The following is a 19,262-nucleotide window of genomic DNA, read 5'->3' as shown; positions in this document are numbered from 1 at the left end:
TTCTTTATAATAACTGCCCTGTGTTTTCAGTGCATTGAAATTCGGCATATCAATTCTTGCCGGAGCTTCAGGAGACAAACCATCTATAATAAATAAGATGACACGCTCAGGCGAAGGATCTTTTGTTGTTGCATAACTGGTATTCACAGCAAAAATCAAAAAGAGTATTATAATAAGGTTTTTAATTCTCAATAGAATCATAGTTTATGTGTTATCGTATTTTCAATTTTATGTTTATTATTTACTTAAGAATATTCAGAAAAAAATCTAATTATCCTTCGACTTAACTTCTATGATATGCTTGGCTAAATCGGCTTTTATCTCCGTCAGATTAAGTTTTCCCGCAAGGTTTGTCCATTCATTTGGATCATTTTTGTGGTCATACAGCTCTTCGCTCCCATCGGCATATTGTATATAGTGGTAGCGCTCGTTTTGAACAGCATAACTATCTTCACCATAACCTGTAACGGATGGATATGGCCATATTTTTGATGGCTCCTTTATTAAAGGCACCAAACTTCTTCCTTCGTTTTTTGAATTCTCTGGCAATCCACTCATTTCTACCAATGTTGGATAAATATCAAGTAAACTCACTACGCGATCACTACTTTTTCCTTTCGGAACACCGTTCCCTGCAAATATTAATGGCACGTGAGTAGATCTCTCCCATAACGATGCTTTTTGAAAGGTGTTTTTTTCCCCCATCTGATAGCCATGATCCGACCATAAAACGATTATGGTATTGTCGCTGTATTGGCTTTCTTCGAGTGCCTGAATCACTTTTCCAATTTGATGATCTACGAAAGTGATTGAAGCCAAATAAGAATGCACAATATTTCTCCATTGATCTGTTTCAATAGCCCATTCTGTTCTTGGCATCTGCTTTTTGATATTTTTAAGTCCTAATTTTGGAATATCATCAAGATCATCCTTTTTATATGGTGGTAATTTTATCTTTTCTCGATCATACATATCCCACCATTTTTCTGGTACATACCAAGGATTGTGAGGACGTAAAAACCCAACCATTAGAAAAAATGGTTTATCGTGTTTCTCCTTGAGCTTATCAACGGCCCAATTAGCCGCTTGATGATCTGGCATTTGTTCATCAGTTTCGGGGCCTTTAGCCCAATCTGTCATGGTACCGTTTTGATGCCAGTTTCTTTTTAATTTCCCAAGTCCTGAACTGAAGAGTCCACGCCCACCAGTATCATCTAATGTACCATCGGGCAAATGGCTATGCAAAATTTTACCTACTGCTAGCGTTTTGTAACCGTTATTTTGAAACCAAGTATGCATAAGTTCAGACCCGAGTTTTCGAGTTGATTTTTGCACAACCTCATCATCGTTTAAACTTCCTGATAATTTATTAGGATGAACGCCAGACATTACGCTTGCACGAGATGGTCCACATACCGCATATTGACAATACGCTTTATTAAACACCGTACCTTGACGCGCTAGTTTATCCAAATTGGGGGTAATTGCACCTTCGTATCGATTGGCATAAGCTGGAAAATCATTTAAATCATCCACCGATATGAATAAAATATTCGGCTGCCCTTGTGCATTACAAAAATGACTAAGCGTGCTAATGATGAGACATAAAAGCAAGTTACCTTTCATTCGTTTAAATTGTTTAGTTCTTAAAGTATCCGATGTATTTTGCATAAATCATGTTGTCAAAAAGGTTATTTTAATACCGAAATCGGTTTACCATTGATAATCATTTCCTTCGTTACTTAAGCGCCATGAATCCTTAACTTTTTCTAATTCTGCTGACATCTTTTTTAATAATTCCGGATTTTCTTCAGCTAAATCATTATTTTCTCCTGGATCCTTTTTCAAATTAAAAAGCATCATCTTATCCCCTTTATTTGGAATACAAATTTTAAAATCGCCACTTACAAAAGCATAAATATCGGTACCGCCATATAATCGTTTATAACCTGCAGCAATAGGAACCTGTCTTTCTTCTGAATTACCGTCTAAAATCACCGATTTAAAACTAACCCCATCTAAAGGAATTTTCTTTTTTGCTCGAATATCCAGGATATCTAAAATAGTTGGTAAATAATCTACTGTTGATGACTGAAAATTAGACACTAACCCAGATTGAGTATGCTTTGGCCATAATGCTATGGAAGGCACACGTAAACCGCCTTCATACATCAGGTGTTTATTGCCCCTAAATGGGCCTGCAGACGCAATTCCTTTTCTGGTAATTGGACCAGAAGGGCCATTATCACTAGTGAAGAAAATAAGAGTGTTTTCATCTATATTTTTCGATTTTAGGAAATCACGTAAACGACCAATTTGATCATCCATTGCCGTTATACAACCATATAAGTGCTTTTGACCTTCAGGAAGATCTGGATATTTAGCCAAATATTCTGGACCAGCAACAACTGGTTCATGTGGTGTATGAAACCAAATGGTTGCTAAAAAGGGCTTATCTTCAGCTATAGATTGTTCAATAAAAGGAATGGCTCTATCCATAATAATACGGCTATCATCTCCTTCTAAATTATCAGTAACAGGAGTTCCATTTTCAACGTATATCGAGCCTCCCCAAGATCCATCATCCATAGATCCCCAGCTTGTCCAACCTTTTGGTGTTTTAGTTGGGTTCCAAGTTGGCACTGCGCTTTTAGTTGCAAATGTTTCATCGTACCCATGGTGCCATGGCGGAGAATAACTTCCTCTAGACTCCACTTTATCTGGCTCCACCCAACCTAAATGCCATTTACCAAAAAAGCCTGTTTGGTAGCCTTCTTTTTTTAGATACTCCGGAATTGTTATTTCTCCAGGGCGCATGGCTCCTGTGTGCGCAGCAAATATGCCTTGTCTGAAAGGGCTTCTTCCTGTTAAAACACTAGCACGTGTTGGAGAACATAGTGGTGCCGCCGCATAAAAGTTAGACAGTACAACACCTTCTTTAGCCATGTTATCTAAATGCGGTGTTATAATTTTTTTATTGCCTGTAAACCCTACATCACCATAACCAAGGTCATCGGCCATGATAAGAATGATATTGGGTTTCTTTTTAATAGATGCACTCTTTTGGGCATAACCGTTGGCCACCATTAAATAAACTCCAATGGTAAACAGTAGCTTAGTAGAACTTAATTTTTTCATGTTTTTTTATTTAGCTTATTGAATTATTTATTCAATAAAATGAGGCTGTTTTTTTAAAATTAATCATAACCTAAGTTTTGTTCCATTTCTGCTCCCGTGTTGGCATCTATAATACCTTGTGGAATTGGAAAATACTCATTATAATCAAATACTTTAGTAGCATCTAATCTCGGATTGTATAAAACTGTTCTATCATAGAAAGTTCCTGTACGAACCAAGGTGTGTTTTCTATATTCTTCGGTAACTAACTCTCTAGAACGCTCTTCAAGAATAAGTTCCAAGGTTACATCATCAGCTTCTATTTCTGATGCGTTTGAGCGTCGTCTTAAATCATTTAAATAATTAGCTGCAATATCTGGTTTACTATTTTTCATTAAAGCTTCGGCAGCAATAAGATACGTTTCAGCTAATCTCATATACATTTGATCATTATATTGACCTGATAATGATGCATTATCTAAAACAAAAGGATCATTATAAGTCCATTTTGTTACGTATGGCCAAAGGAAATTATCTTCTAAATCGTCTGGATTATCATAATCCATATTAGTAGAGCCAATAACCTCAAAAGCTGTAGCCGTATCATCTGTTGGGAAAATAAATTCTTTTTTCACAGCATACTCAGAGTATCTATCATCGGTAGCTTCGTACCATCCAAAAGCAGAGTCGGTTACTGAAGCTCTACCTGAACCTTTTCCGCCATTATAAGTATATAAAACATCTAAATTGTACTTTTTAAGTTTTGAATCTTTTGAATAATAGCTAATCCAAATATTTTTAATGGTTACATAAGAATTACCAACGACATCGGCATAGGCATTATTTAATACCCACAATACTTCTTTATTGCCATCATTAGGCATCGGGTTCATGAATAAGTCGGTAAACACCGTTCCAGGTTTTGAAGCATTTACTCCAAATCTCGAAGTCATTAATTCATACTCCGGACTATTTATAACTTTAAGGGCCTCTGTTTCTGCTTTTCCATTTTCTCCCATATCTAAATACAACTCGGCCAACATGGTACCTGCCACTGCGGCATTAACTAGACCTGTTTGCTCTTTCATTTCTAAATTTTTAGTAGCAAATATTAAGTCTATTTCCATTTGAGCATTAATCTCTTCGATAGAGTTTCGTTCCCAATCATTACGGTAAGTTGTTCCGTCAATTTCTTCAAGACTTAAAGGCACGGCGCCCCAACCATAACGTAAATGTCTATATGCCCAAGCGCGCATAACTCTGGCTTGTGCTATCACTTTATTTTGATTTGTTAAATTACCAGCATCACTTCCGCCCATCCAATCTACAGGCGTGTTTTCTGCACGGTTAATAATTAAATTTGAAGAATTAATAATGCGATACAGCCAATTAAAATTTGCAGACACTAGATTGTTTTCAGAATTTAAATCATTATAATCATTAAATGGATCGGATTGCGACGCCCCGTTATTTACAAAGGCATTGTCTGTACCCATTTGCCATAATGAGGCTCTCACTACATTACTTTGCGTTTCTCTATCCTCTCTTACCAAGGCATATAAGGCATTTAAACCATTTACAAAACCATCATAATTAAGAAAAAGGTTTTCGGCAAAAATATCATCTTTAGGTTCTTCAAGTAAAAAAGTTTCTTCATTACAAGAACTCATAAAAACGGCACCAATAATCGTGAATAATATCAGTATTTTTTTCATGTTGTTATTTTTATATAATTAAATTATAAGCTAATTTTTAATCCCAGTAAAAAAGAAGTGGTTTGAGGCACTGCTGTTTGTTGAGATGAACTATTTGAAAACTCAGGGTCTAAACCAATCCAATCTGTTTGCGTATATAAGTTTTTAACATTAGCAAAAAGCTCAAGGTTATCAATTTTCAATTTATCCAATGCATCTGTTGGAAATTGGTAGCTCAATGTTACATCTTGTAATCTTATAAAATCGGTACTACGATAAAACCCCATGCTACGAGGATTTACACTTGCCGTTCTATCATTTCTTGGGTACGTATTACTTAGATTTTCTGGAGTCCAAAAATCTACATTATATCTATTTTCTCTAAGATCATTATCTTGAGTATATAATAATGCATTCGCTTGTGTAATGCCAGAAACCATATTTAAAAAGAAACTAAACGTCCAGTTTTTATATTCAAAAGTATTGGTTAATCCTGCTATAAAATCAGGAATTTGACGTCCAATAACTTGCTTATCATCTGGTGTTATAGAGCCATCTTCATTAAAATCTAAATAACGAATATCTCCAGCATCCACATCGCCTTGTGGAGTACCAACAGTATCTTCTTGATATATACCATCAAATACATAATCAAAATTAACATTAATTGGTTCCCCTATAAACCATTCATTATCCACATCATCAATATAGTTTCCATCAACATCTGTTAAACCTACATTAACAATTTTAGTATTATAATGCGCTATATTAAAATTTGTTTTCCATTGAAAATTGGAGTTTCTCACATTTACAGTTGATATTTGAAATTCAACCCCTGTATTTGAAGTCTCACCAATATTTTGAGTTATAGAACCTGTACCATTAACATTTGATATTGATTTACTCAATAAAAGATCTGAAGTTTTAGATGAATACACATCAATTAAACCTCTTACTTTATTTTTAAATAGTCCAAAATCAAGACCAGCATTAAACGACACCGTAGTTTCCCAACCTAAAGAAGGATCTCCTAATCTACTTGGGTAAAACCCGAATAATGTTCCATCGTTTTCATCTACATAATCTACAGATGAAAGCGTTGGTAATGTGGAGTATGCCGAAACGGCTTCATTTCCGCTTTCACCATAAGATAATCTTAATTTTAAATTATTTATCGTGTTAGAATTTTCTAAAAATTTCTCGTTTGAAATATTCCAACCTAATGCTGCCGATGGAAATATACCAAACTTACTATCGGTTCCAAATGCTGAATACCCATCGCGGCGAGCCGTTAATGTTAGCAAGTATCTAGAATCAAACGCATAATTAGCTCTAACCATTTGAGACAGGTGTGTTTGCTTATTATATGAAGCCGTTGGCTCTATTAAACTAGCTTTACCGGCTTGATAATACGTCATCACATCATTTGGAAAACCTTCTGCACTTACATCATGATTTTCTGCCCATTCGCTTTGTGCACTATATAATCCGGTTAAAAAGATAGAATGCTTACCAAATGTATTTTTATAACTGATAATGTTTTCAACAAGCCAATCTTCATCATACTCATTAGCTAAATCTAACGATCCTCCAACCCTTAAACCTGCGCGCGTATTTCTTCCTCTGTAAGTTTGTACTAATCTAGAACGATAATCGTAACCTGTATTTATTTTATAAGACAAACCTTTAATAAAAGGCACATCTATTAAAATACTATTATTAGAAGTAAATCGTCTTGTTATATCTTTATTATCATATAACAATCCTGCTAAAGGGTTTTCAACAAAAACACCATCGTCCCAAGTTTCTAATGTTTGAGTACCATCTTCATTAAATGGAACACCTAAAGGATTCATGCTAAATGCTGTTGAAAAACTCGCATTATTTCCACTACGGTCATAATAACCATATTGTGTACTTGTGTTAAACGTCATCCAAGGCAATAATTTATGATCTAAATTTAATCTTAAAGTATAACGCTTAAAATCATCCCCAAGAGAAACACCTTCGGAATTTAAATAAGACATCGATACATAATATTTTGTTTTTTCTGAACCGCCTAAAAAAGACAAATCGTGTTGTAAGGTTTGCCCTGTTCTTGTAGCAAGATCCACCCAATCAGTATTTCTGCCTTCAGCATAACCTTCATCTTCCACAAGTGAAGTTGATAAGCCTCTGCCTATTTTAGCTTCATAAAATGTTTTACCATCCATTAAACTAGGAATATTTATCGGTTGGTTGAATGTTGTAGAAACCGAATAATTCACAGTCATTTGTCCTTCTTTACCTTTTTTCGTAGTAATAAGAATAACACCGTTTGCACCTCTAGATCCATAAATTGCTGCCGCAGAAGCATCCTTTAAAACTTCTAAAGAGCCCACATCTTTCGGGTTAATTTCCGATAGGTTTCCCGCATAAGGCACACCGTCAAAAATAATTAAAGGCCCATTTGAAGCTGAAATAGAATTTTGTCCACGAATTAACATCGAATTACTTGATCCTTCAGCATTTGAAGCATTAACACTGATATTCATACCTGCCATTGTTCCTTGAAGCATTTGCTCTAAACTGGTTCTAGGTCGAGATTCAAGTGTTTCTGTACTAACGGACACTACCGATCCTGTAACATCACTTTTTTTCTGAGTCCCATACCCCACAACAACAATTTCATTTAAGGCTGTTTCAGAGGTTTTCATTACCGTATTAATAACGGTTTTATTACCAATTTCGATATTTTGAGTTTCCATACCTATGTAACTAAAAATAAGCGTATTTGCTTCTCCCGAAATTTGCAGAGTAAAATTTCCGTCAAAATCTGTCATTGCTCCAGTGTTAGTACCTTTTAAAAGTACAGAAACACCTGGTAATGCACCGCCGTATTCACCCAAAACCTGTCCTGTTATCGTTTTATTTTGAGCATACCCAAAAAAGGTAAATAAAATAAACGCCAAACATATGGGTTTGATTAATAGTTGCTTTTTCATCATAAATTTAGTTTTAGTTTTAGTTTAGTTGGTTAGTTTAGTTTAGTTAGCAAGTTTTTTTTGTCTTAGTAAAGCTTCTAAATAGTAATAATCTGCATAGATTAACGGAACATCAACTTCGGAATCTTTTGGTTTAGACCCTGTGGAATGCGCTAATAAAAAACCTTTATTAGTACCTTTTGCGCTAAAATATTTATTTGACGATAATGAGGTTAAAATATTATCAGCTGTAGTTATGTAAGTGTTACTATTATCTTCTGAATATTCACTAAGTTCTAAAAAAGCAGAGGCCATAACAGCTGCTGCCGAAGCATCTCTAGGTTCATTTGTAAAATCTTTTAAATCGAAATCCCAAAGTGGCACATAATCTTCTGGTAATTTTTCTATGTTTAAAATATAATTCGCCACGTGTTCTGCTTGTTTTAAATACTTCGGATCTTTAGTTTCTCTATAAATCATGGTGTATCCGTAAAGTGCCCAAGCTTGGCCTCTTGACCATGAAGACTCATCAGCATAACCTTGATGTGTGTTTTTAGAAATAACTTCTCCTGTTTCAGGATCATAACCTACCACATGGTACGAACTGTAATCACTTCTAAAATGATATTTCATGGTGGTATTGGCATGCGTAACGGCGATGTTATAAAATACAGGGTCGCCAGTTTCTTTAGATGCCCAAAACAATAATTCCAAATTCATTAAATTATCTATAATTACCGGAAAATCCCATTTATCCGTATTATGATCCCAAGATCGAATACTTCCAACGTTCTCATTAAATCTGGTAATTAATGTTTTTGCCGATTGTATTAAAACGTCTTTATATTTTTCGTTTTTAGTAAGCTTATACCCTTCTCCATAACTTGGCATCATTTTAAAACCTAAATCATGATTTGAGTCATTAAATTGTTCACTTTCTAATTGGGAAGTATAATATTCTGCTTTTTCTTTCCAACTATTTTCTCCTGTTAATTGATACATGTACCATAAAACGCCAGGATAAAAACCGCTAGTCCAATCTCTTTTTCCTACTAAATGAAGTTTACCTGATGCCGTTAGAGTTCGTGGAAAAATTCGACGAGAAGATTTAAGATCTAAAGTATCTTTTATTTCAGGAAAATAAGAAAGTTGTTCTGATATGGTATTAATTAATTTATCATCTCCAGCCTTTTTGTTTTTAGAGACTTGACATGATTGCAACAAAACAATAAATAGTAATAAAATAGGAATCCGTTTCATACAGTAAAATTTTAGATTAACAAAAATACCCCATCATATTTCTTAAATTTATAATTATCGTTCCCTATTAGTATCAATTATGTTTCATTAGGATACAAATGTTCCAAATAACAACATAATTACTAGCTTTTACTAATAACACTTAAAGCCTAAACTTGATATTATTTGTACTTTAGTTTTTTTAAACCAACCCTATAATGAGACTTTTTTCTTGCGCCTTACTGTATCTTTTATTTACAGTGCTACTTCATGCTACCACCGATCCTTTCATATCCATATGCAAAGTAACCCCAGATGGCGGTGTAGCATACTCTCAAGTAACTTCAATTGTAGAAGATGATATGGGCTTTATTTGGTTTGGCACAAATAATGGGGTTTTCTCTTACAATTCAATTAAAACAAAACGCTATAGTCATTTACAAAATAACGATCTTTCACTGCCTACAAATAGAATAAACAAACTTTATAAAGACCATAATGGACGTATTTGGGTGGCTACCGAAAATGGACTTTGCCATTATAATCCCAATGAAGATAATTTTAAAAGATATACCATAAAAGATCAACATGATAACAATATTGGTAAAAACATCACCTCTATTCTTCAAGATGAAACAGGTGATCTTTGGTTTTCAGATGAGCATGGTTTTGGTATTTTAGATCCTGAAAAAAACAGAGCTTTTTACAAAAAAACGGATAATATAAACGCCCGTGTGAGTTGTATTTCTATTGATGAAAAAGGAACACTTTGGGTATTTTATAATGATGGAGACATCTATTTTGCAACAGCAGGCTCTAACACCTTTCAGTTTTTAACAAAAGGGTTAAGCAATATGGTGCGGTCTGTTTTAATAGATGATGATTACATCTGGATTGGCTACGAATCTAAAGGTTTGCTCTCTATCAATATAATTAACAATAAAAAAAAGCACTACTCCGCTTCAGAAACAAAAAATAATGCTTTTAAATTACCTAGCAACCAAGTTAGAAGCTTATTAAAAGATGAAAATAACAGAATTTGGGTAGCAACTTATAATGGCATTACTTTAATTAAAGACTTTAAAATAACTTACCAAATAGACCAACAAAATTATTCCGAACTGCCTAACCATTCCATTTGGTCTTTATATAAAGATTCTCAAAAAAACATTTGGATGGGCACTTGGATGGGCGGTTTAGCCTTTCATAGCGACTTTAACAACTCCTTTATTCGCTACAATCAGTCTACCACAAAAAGAACTTTAAATGGTAATATTGTTAGTTGTTTTGCTCAAGTACCTAATAGCGACAACGTTTTAATTGGCTTAGATGATAGTGGCATTAACCAATACAACCCAAAAACTAATGCGTTTTCTACTTTTCCCATTTCTTATGAAGGAAGAAAAATTGAAAATATAAAAGCATTAGCTTATGATAAAAACGAAACCTTATGGGTAGGTACCTACGGCGAGGGCGTGCTATATCTAAAAAAAGGCGCCACTAATTTTGAGCGATTAAATGCAGCGTTTGATATAGGGTTTCAAGCTTTAGATATTTTAACTACAGATGACGGGATATGGGTAAGCGACTATCCTTCAGGTGCTTTCTTTTATAATTTTGAATCAAAAAAAATCTCTAGATACCGACACAATCCGCTCGACATCAAATCCATTTCTAACAATAGCATACATTACATTCTTGAAGATAACAATAAAAATATTTGGTTTGCTACCAGAAACGGACTCAATAAATTAAAAAAAGGCACACGAGAATTTATTCGTTACTTTGAAAATAAAAATGACCCGAAAGGCGTTTCTAATAACTATATATATTGTATTCACGAAGATAGTGAAGGCTATTTATGGATAGGAACTAATGGTGCCGGACTGGATAAATTTGACCCTAAAACTGGTGATTTTGAAAATTTCAGTATTAAAGAAGGTCTATCTGGAAATGAAGTATTTTCGATACTTGAGGACAGCGAAAAAAACCTGTGGCTAACTACCGAAAACGGCTTATGTAAATTTGATAAACAAACCAACGTAGGGCAATCTTATATCACCAATAACAGTTTACAAAGCGATTTATTTCATCCAACATCGGCGTTAAAAGCAACAAATGGCGATTTGTTTTTTGGAGGCTCTAACGGGGTTATTCGTTTTGCTCCAACTCGAATTATAAAAAACCCAAAGCCTCCAAAAGCACATATTATATCAGTTCAGGTTAATAATAAAGATATTCTATTCAATACCAATAAAGCTCTAGAGCTTCATCATACTCAAAATTTTATTGGCTTCCAGTTTACCTCCAATAACTATATTAACCCTAAGAAAAACACCTTTAAATATAGGCTTTTAGGGTTTACAGATGAATGGATTGAAACCGACTATAATGGCAAAGCTAATTTTACAAATATTCCGCCAAACGACTATATTTTTGAAGTTAAAACAGCTAATAATGATGGCGTTTGGAACGAGACTTCTACCAAAATAAACATTAATATCATCCCGCCCGTTTGGCAGCGTTGGTATGCTTATTTAGCTTACTTTTTGGCTTTTGTAGCGTCTATTTATTATTTCAGAAAACAAGTAATAAACCGTCAGAATTTACGCTCTCAAATAAGTATGGAGAAAATACATCGCGAAAATGAAGAACAACTGCACCAAATGAAACTTCAGTTTTTTACAAATATTTCTCACGAATTTAGAACGCCATTAACATTAATTCAAGGCCCCGTAAATAGACTTTTAAAAAGTACAACAAACAATGCATCCACGAATAAACAATTAGCCTTAATTAAAAACAACACCGATAGATTATTAAGGCTTATTAATCAATTTCTTGATTTTAGACGTGCCGACTCAGGTAAATTAAAACTACTCCCGGTTAATGCCGATATTATTTCTTTCTCCAAAAATGTTTTTGATTGTTTTGAAGAACACGCTAAGCAACGTGGTATAAATTTCCAGTTTATATCGGAAGTTCCAAATTTAAAAATAGATTTTGACACCGATAAATTAGATAAGATTTTGGTAAACATGCTATCGAATGCGTTTAAATATTCGCCCGATAATACCACAATAACCTTAACCATAAAAAACAACCAGAAGCCAGCCTTTAAGCCAAATTGGAACATTTATACGGTTGGAGACCATATTAATGACGATTATATTTCTATTAATATTTCGGATTTTGGTTATGGCATTTCAGAAGAGACCCTGCCTCAAATATTTGAACGCTTTTTCCAAACAGAAAATAATTATAATAAAGGCACAGGTATTGGTCTTTCATTATCTACAAATTACATTGCCATGCACAACGGACAACTGATTGTAAGCACATTAGAAGGCGAAGGTTCTGCATTTTGCATTTGCATACCTCAGCACCAACCAAATGCATTAAAAACCATTATTAATAACGAAAACACCTCGAACCCTACTCCTATTTCTTTTGAAACTTCACAAATAATAAATACTGAAAACCAAGCAGAAGAACAGACAAAAAACCAAGAAGCCTTAATATTAATTACAGAAGACAACCCTGAATTATTAGATTTTCTATCAAGTTCTTTACAAAACCATTTCCGGATTGCAACTGCAAAAAATGGTAACGAAGCCTACCAACAAATACATTCTTTGTTTCCAGATTTAGTAATTTCAGACATTATGATGCCAGAAATGGACGGTATAGAATTATGTGCAAAAATTAAAAACGATATTAGAATTAGCCATACGCCCGTGGTATTACTCACAGCCTTAGACACGGTTAAAGACAGAATCTCGGGTATTAATTCGGGTGCCGACCTTTATGTTTCGAAACCCTTTAATGAAGATATTTTAGTGGCACAAATACATAATTTATTAAATTCTAGAAAAACCCTTCGCTCTTTATTTTCAACACAGCAAGAGGTTTGGGAAAGCGATATTGAAGTACTTGATTTAGATAAGAAATTCCTTTTAAACGCCATTAGTTTGGTAGAAAAAAACATTAGTAATCCTGATTTTTCTGTAGAATATTTAACTGAAAAATTACATCTAAGTAGAACTCATTTACACCGAAAACTAACTTCGTTAACCAACCAATCGGCGACCGAATTTATTAGAAGTATTAGATTAAAACATGCGGTTGAACTGATGAAACAAGGCGATTATTTAGTTAATGAAATTGGATTTGCCGTTGGTTTTAACTCGCACAACTACTTTTCTAAATCGTTTAAAAAGCAATATGGAAAAACACCTTCGGAATTTATCAAGGAAAACTTTGACGTTTCCGAAGAATAATTTTTTTTTTAAGAAATTATTTGAATTGAGATATGTCATCTAAAAAAAATTACACTTAGCTATTTGACTTTTTAAGAAACGGTTTTCTTCAAAATTAAAGCTCCCAATAATTAAACTTTATTTGAGTATTGGAGTCCAACGATGAACTAAACGATCATAACATGTTCTTAAAACAATTTGCTCTATTAATTTTAGGCTTTGCAACAGCTATAACATTTGCACAACAAAAACAGAACAATAAAGGACGACGCGGCTTAATGCCCGAAACGCTAATTGGTACAACCATACCCGAACTAAAAGCCTATAACACCTCTGGTAAATTAATCAATCTCAAAGCTATTCAGCAAGATAAATACCTGGTATTATCTTCTGGTTGCTTAACCTGTCCACATTTCCACAGAGATTACAGCGCCATTGAAACGGCATACGCTGATTATGCTAATCAAAATGTGGTTTTTTCATATTTCTATAAAAGCTTAAGACACCCGGAACTTAATGGCTATGTTGAATCGCAAAATATTTCGGAACGTTTACTGCACATTGAAGCCGCAAAAAAGAAGTTAAATACCAAAGTGCCATGGCTTGCCGATACGATGCAGGACGACATAAAAACAGCTCTATTGTCTAATTCTGAATCGGTATATCTTATTTCGCCAAAAGGAAAAATTTTGTACGCTTCCTCTAATATAAACGAGGCTGAATTACGTAATGCCTTAGAGCAGTTTATTGGACCTAGTAGCACTACAACATTAGCAAGTACATTAAACCTTCCTAGAATAAAACGCTCTGTTTTACCAGGAAACGTGACTAACGCGTTGCAAGTAGAACGCCCTACAAGCCTAAAAACACTAAGCATAACACCTAGCACACCTAATGAAACCTATTATGTAAAATTACGTGCAGAAATGGATCCGTTAGATTTAAATCGAACAGAAGGAAAATTATATTTAAGCTTTTTTCCAGACCCTATTTATGATACACATTGGAATAACTTAGTCCCTCCTATGAAGTATAAACTAACATTACTAAATACTATGCAGGCCACACCGATAGAAGCCACCGCTAACAAAGGTGAAGGAGACAGCGATACCAAACCACGCCAATTTGTAGTTGATATTAAAAATGCTAAAGCTGGAGATAATATTAAGATTTCTTTACATTATTTTGGCTGCACACCCACCATGTGTGAAGCTATGACGCATGAATACACCATTACATTAACAGTTGAGAATAAAGGCGCCATTACTGCTGGATTTAATAGAAACAGAGCAAAACGCGGACCAAAAAAGAACTAATTTTTCAACCTGAACGACATCATAGTTAGAAAAAAACCCGTTGCTCATTTCTAACGAAATGCACAACAGGTTTAACTCGTTTAGTTGATAATTAGTATAAATAGTTAGTATGCTTATTAATCTGTTTTAAGCATTTTTTTAATTAAGGTTTTACCATTGTTATAAGATACTTTCAAAACATAAACTCCGGTTTCTAAAGACTTGTTTTTGAAATTAATTACTGATTTATTGTACGTTTCTTTAAATACTAACGCACCACCAGATAAGCTAATTAATTCCACTTCAACTTTACTTTGCCCATCATAATCTGTTAATTCTAACGTGTAATTATCTACAAATGGGTTTGGGTAAGCTTTTAATGTTGTTAATTCCGCATTACTCAATAGCGCTTTTGCTGATAATGTGATATTATCTGATATTAATAATTGTCCTGGGTTGCCCCCATCTTTATTCACACTATCAAACTTATGACTTGCCGTATTATCTGGTGCAATATCGAAAACAACACTTATTTCCGAGCCTAAATTTGCTTTTGCATATTCGGTAATGTTCCACTCATAATATTTATCATCATCTGTTAAATAGTTTGTGGTTATTACATCTCCTAATGCAGGCGCATTACTTGAAGTTATTGTGCCTTCATCCCAATTACTTGATGTTTCATAAACAGTTAAAGGCCCTCCTGAATCAAGAACGGAGGTACCACTATTAGTGGTATTTGCATACAAACGCACTACGGCATGTTCTATTTCTGTAACTCCGGTTAAGTCAAACTTCATATAAATCATTCTATTACTAGTAGTACTTGATCCGGCTGATGCTGTTAAATTATTTAATGCGCCATAATTAGACGTATTACCTTCTCTAACATGAGCATCTGCTGTTGTTGTTAAGGTTTTAGTTATTGGTGGTGCTTCGTATAGTTTTGCTATTCCAAGTCCGCCTTCTCCATTTCCTGTATAAACGACATATAATTGTCCGTCGACATCTTCAAAAACGTCAGGATCTCTTAATTGATTTAAATCCACACCCGAACTTGTTTCAGAGTTAGCCAGAGTGCGCTCTCCTCCTTCCCAACCTGGGTTTGGTGTTAAAATTTCTATTGGCGCGTATGTTGGGTCCCACGACTCCCAATCTACCGTCAGGTCTATAGTCGATAATTGAATTCTTTCTTGAAGATCTCCCCGTCTGGAATAGAATGTTTGCAATTGATTTCCATCAACATGAACACCCGTGTGACGGATTCTTAAATCGCCACTAGGTACAGGAATATCATCTGCAAATACGTTATTTGAAGCTCTATCCCATAATTGTTTGGTAAAATCGTGCCCTGATGGCACTGCCCATGGATTTGCGCCATCTAAAGCTTTATTAGTTTTTGCTCCATTATCAAAAGCATACAAATCTCCATCATATTCAAACACACGGAAATAAGAACTTCCTAACTGAACAGATTCAATACCATCATAAAATTCTAAACCATAAGGTGATGTTGATACCCAAGTCACTTGATCATTCTGCTCCACATTGTTTACATAATAAGAAGACCCTGAATGAAAGTACATGATAATGCGCTGGTTTGCATCATCAACCATAACATCTGGAGATGCCAGGTGATTTTCTTCAATATAGATGTTATTATCCAAGACAATATTACTGCCATTATTATCTAAAACGCCTCTATCTCCAACGGTTACAAAATCGTTATACAAACTATAAGGACCTTCTATATTTGCCGCCCAAGCCATACGTATATAATCTCCTGAATGGTGCGCAAAGTATAAATAGTATTGCGCCGTTACATCGGCACGTTCACTTAATGGTATCCAATCTGGAACACGAATTAGAGATGGTCCGTTAATATTTTCTCCATCAGCCGGGTTACTAAACATTGCTGGTACAACAATTGGATTTCCATTGTTTAATCGAATGGCTTGATAGTTCGGGTTTTGAGCAAATGACGCTGTAGACAATAATAGAATTACAGCCAATAAGTTGATTCTTATCACACGTCGTTTTAAAATTTGTGCTTTATAATTTCTCATATTTTTAAGGTGTACGTCTAATTTTTAATTAATTTCTCAACACTTAGCTCCCCTTGTGTATTTTTAATGTGAACAAAATAGACTCCCGTTTGAAAATTAGAAACATCAACCGTTAAGCTTTTAGAGTTTACATCATTTATATTATAAAGTAGACTTCCATTGATAGAGAGCACTTTTACATGACTGATTTCAGCGTTTGAAGTTTGTATTAAAAAAGACTCTTGAGCTGGATTTGGAAACATAACGAATTCCGATTTCATTTTACTATCAAGTCCAAGTGTAGTACCTTGTATTCGTATATACGCTGCTACGCCAGAAGTATTTTCTTTATGATTGATTTTAAAAGTATTCGTAGAAGCTTCTGCCGCTGCTAAATTTAAAGACACTATTTTATCACCTGCTATTTGACTTTTAACATAATTAGTAATATCTATTTCTAAATCTTGATAGGCGCTATCAATATCTCCAGGGGTAGCAAAAGTTCCAATAAGTGAGGATACTGCAGGAGCATTATCCCATGTTATAGTTTCTTCTGTCCATAAATCAGCTGCTTCATTAACATTTATATTGAAAGGCGTACCTGCTGATTGATTTCCTGAAATATGCAATGTCGCAGCTGCTATATTGCTATAAGCACTCACATCAAATTTTAACCACACGCGTCTAGCAAAATCTAAGTTCCCAGTACTGCTTTCTTTTATTTCCATTAGGGTTCCATCATAATTAGTCTCATAATTAGAACCTCCTCTTACAAAACTATCTTCCATAACTAAAACGTTATTACTTGTTTGAAAAACAAAGTCTTCTGTAATCTGCTCTACTCCTATATCGATAGAAGCCGCTTCTAGAATGGTATTCTGGTAAAAATCCTTATCAGGTGTAGTTGATAAACGTACGCCCGATGCTAAAGCAGGTGAGTCTGATGCTAATGTATAGCCAGACTCGCCACCTCCTGGATTACTCAACTTAGGGTCTGCTATTATTTTATTAATATCTAATGGTACAGATAACATGGTGTTTCCGTAAAACAGATTATTTGAAAAATAATTATTTGTACTAGTTGTAATGTTAAATGCTGTATCTGCTCCTTCATTATAAAATATATTATTATGATAAAAAGAACCATCTGGTTGCCCGCCATTCCAGTTTTTATGATAAACAATATCCGTATAACTCTTAGAAGTCCCCACATAAATCACATTATTATAAACATGCGTATTTGTAGCATTACCAGATATTTTGAAAGCCCAAGCACCGTAACCTTCGGTTTCTAAAACACCATCATTTTCTAAAATGTTATATCTAAAAATAGTATTATCATTAAATCCTGTTCCTGAACCTGGACCACCTGTTATTAATATTCCAAAATCGTTATCATGAATGTAATTATATTCTAAAGTGGTATTCTTTGTGCGGTAATCACTATCTAATCCTCCTGCGTCGTTATCTCCAACATTATATTTGGTAAAACGTGCTTCATTGAATCTAAACACGGCATTATCGGTATTAAAATTAAAAGCTGCATTACCTGTTTCTTTAATAGAACAATGGGTAAATAAATTATGCTCTACTATAGGGTTTTCTGCGGCTCTAAATATTAGTGCATTAGCTCCCGATTTTTCAAAAGTACAATTACGTATTACAAAGTTTAAAGTTGGCGTCCAATTGGTGTTTTCAGTTAATGTACGCGTATCAAAATACGACACATTAGAAAGTCCTGTTCTGTCTACATCGTGTATATAACAGTTTTCAAATAATAAATCGTCAAAATAAGTTGGCGTTTTGTCGCCTTTATATATTTCTAAAAAAATACCACCATTATCTTTATCTGAAATATCGCCATTTACACCATGTATTTCAAGGTTTATAAAATGTAATTGGTTAATGGCACCCATATTTTTTGCTTCAACTAAAATAGCAACTTTATTAGAGTTAACACCTGCATATTTTTCAGGTTTTAGAACGTTTGCATAATTGTTAGTATTGTTAATTTCCCACTGTTCTAAGGAAATCCCTCCTTCTTCGGAACTATCAAAATTAGTAAGCTCTAAATCACGTATTTCCCAGTATTCTTGGTTATTTAAATATAGGGTGCAATATCTTACTTTAGTTGTCTCTGTTGAACAGTTTACAGTTCCATCGCCATGTATTGCGGGATTAGCACCCGAACCATATTTACCCATAACTATCGGGTTATTTACAGCTCCTGAACCCTGTGGTTTTATTGTGCCATACCAAGACTCACCAGCCTTAAACAATATAGCATCTCCCGGTTGAAAGATAGTCGTGTTTACTTTTGCTAAAGTTTCCCATGCTGTGGATGCAGAGGTTCCGTTATTTGAATCGTCTCCATTTGTAGCATCGATGTAATAATCTGTGGCGTAAACGTTAAAAAAACTAAAGCATAAAGTAAATAAAAGTGATGCTATTGTTTTTTTTAAATTAAAAGTATTTGTTTTCATTTTTTGTGCTTTTTATTTATCAAAAAGCATCTTCTCATGGTCTGTTTAAGAGATTTTAAAAATCAATTTGAAGACATAGCAAACTAAACAGGCTTATATGTATATAAGCCTGTTGTAGTATAAACAATATGTCTATATATTATTATACTTTTTAAAAGAAAAACACA

9 protein-coding genes are annotated in these 19,262 nt (G+C 34.2%); 2 read left to right on the top strand and 7 right to left on the bottom strand.

Going from position 1 to position 19,262, the window contains the following annotated elements; genetic code table 11:
* Positions 1-267 precede the first annotated feature (267 nt).
* Genes QWY92_RS16290 through QWY92_RS16270 form a run of 5 tightly spaced genes read right to left on the bottom strand, consistent with a single transcriptional unit; the run spans position 268 to position 9,034 of the window.
* Positions 268-1,671: a sulfatase gene (locus tag QWY92_RS16290; RefSeq protein WP_290273176.1), complete on the bottom strand. Its 1,404-nt coding sequence runs from the start codon at positions 1,669-1,671 to the stop codon at positions 268-270.
* 42 nt (positions 1,672-1,713) lie between these two features.
* Positions 1,714-3,138: a sulfatase family protein gene (locus tag QWY92_RS16285; RefSeq protein ID WP_290273174.1), complete on the bottom strand. Its 1,425-nt coding sequence runs from the start codon at positions 3,136-3,138 to the stop codon at positions 1,714-1,716.
* Positions 3,139-3,197: 59 nt separating this feature from the next.
* On the bottom strand, positions 3,198-4,832 hold the full coding sequence (locus tag QWY92_RS16280) for a RagB/SusD family nutrient uptake outer membrane protein (protein WP_290273172.1): 1,635 nt from the start codon (positions 4,830-4,832) through the stop codon (positions 3,198-3,200).
* A gap of 23 nt (positions 4,833-4,855) precedes the next feature.
* Positions 4,856-7,798, bottom strand: coding sequence for a SusC/RagA family TonB-linked outer membrane protein (locus QWY92_RS16275; RefSeq protein WP_290273170.1), 2,943 nt, complete (start codon positions 7,796-7,798; stop codon positions 4,856-4,858).
* A gap of 39 nt (positions 7,799-7,837) precedes the next feature.
* Positions 7,838-9,034 carry a glycoside hydrolase family 88 protein gene (locus QWY92_RS16270; protein WP_290273169.1) on the bottom strand — a complete coding sequence of 399 codons (1,197 nt, stop codon included), beginning with the start codon at positions 9,032-9,034 and terminating at the stop codon, positions 7,838-7,840.
* A 197-nt stretch (positions 9,035-9,231) separates the two neighbouring features.
* Between QWY92_RS16270 and QWY92_RS16265 the strand changes: the two genes are divergently transcribed.
* Together QWY92_RS16265 and QWY92_RS16260 are read left to right on the top strand one after the other, a co-directional pair.
* Positions 9,232-13,293, top strand: a complete 4,062-nt coding sequence (locus QWY92_RS16265; RefSeq protein ID WP_290273167.1) for a hybrid sensor histidine kinase/response regulator transcription factor — start codon at positions 9,232-9,234, stop codon at positions 13,291-13,293.
* A gap of 161 nt (positions 13,294-13,454) precedes the next feature.
* Complete coding sequence (locus tag QWY92_RS16260; protein WP_290273165.1) at positions 13,455-14,588, top strand: TlpA family protein disulfide reductase; 1,134 nt, start codon at positions 13,455-13,457, stop codon at positions 14,586-14,588.
* A 116-nt stretch (positions 14,589-14,704) separates the two neighbouring features.
* Here QWY92_RS16260 and QWY92_RS16255 read toward each other — a convergent pair whose 3' ends face one another.
* The gene (locus tag QWY92_RS16255; RefSeq protein WP_290273163.1) at positions 14,705-16,633 is read right to left on the bottom strand and encodes a CBM96 family carbohydrate-binding protein; all 1,929 of its coding nucleotides are present in this window, start codon (positions 16,631-16,633) and stop codon (positions 14,705-14,707) included.
* A gap of 17 nt (positions 16,634-16,650) precedes the next feature.
* Positions 16,651-19,095 carry a CBM96 family carbohydrate-binding protein gene (locus QWY92_RS16250; protein ID WP_290273160.1) on the bottom strand — a complete coding sequence of 815 codons (2,445 nt, stop codon included), beginning with the start codon at positions 19,093-19,095 and terminating at the stop codon, positions 16,651-16,653.
* Positions 19,096-19,262 lie beyond the last annotated feature (167 nt).

It is taken from the genome of Algibacter miyuki (assembly GCF_030409805.1).
Classification (GTDB): Bacteria; Bacteroidota; Bacteroidia; order Flavobacteriales; family Flavobacteriaceae; genus Algibacter; species Algibacter miyuki.
Note: the sequence above shows the minus strand (reverse complement) of the source record. Positions and strands in the feature narration are given on the sequence as shown.

What these genes read in the sequence shown, in the direction of transcription:
- QWY92_RS16285 (WP_290273174.1), bottom strand. Translation starts at nt 3,138, where the DNA reads ATGAAAAAATTAAGTTCTACTAAGCTACTGTTTACCATTGGAGTTTAT.
- QWY92_RS16250 (WP_290273160.1), bottom strand. Translation starts at nt 19,095, where the DNA reads ATGAAAACAAATACTTTTAATTTAAAAAAAACAATAGCATCACTTTTA.
- QWY92_RS16275 (WP_290273170.1), bottom strand. Translation starts at nt 7,798, where the DNA reads ATGATGAAAAAGCAACTATTAATCAAACCCATATGTTTGGCGTTTATT.
- QWY92_RS16270 (WP_290273169.1), bottom strand. Translation starts at nt 9,034, where the DNA reads ATGAAACGGATTCCTATTTTATTACTATTTATTGTTTTGTTGCAATCA.
- QWY92_RS16260 (WP_290273165.1), top strand. Translation starts at nt 13,455, where the DNA reads ATGTTCTTAAAACAATTTGCTCTATTAATTTTAGGCTTTGCAACAGCT.
- QWY92_RS16265 (WP_290273167.1), top strand. Translation starts at nt 9,232, where the DNA reads ATGAGACTTTTTTCTTGCGCCTTACTGTATCTTTTATTTACAGTGCTA.
- QWY92_RS16290 (WP_290273176.1), bottom strand. Translation starts at nt 1,671, where the DNA reads ATGCAAAATACATCGGATACTTTAAGAACTAAACAATTTAAACGAATG.
- QWY92_RS16280 (WP_290273172.1), bottom strand. Translation starts at nt 4,832, where the DNA reads ATGAAAAAAATACTGATATTATTCACGATTATTGGTGCCGTTTTTATG.
- QWY92_RS16255 (WP_290273163.1), bottom strand. Translation starts at nt 16,633, where the DNA reads ATGAGAAATTATAAAGCACAAATTTTAAAACGACGTGTGATAAGAATC.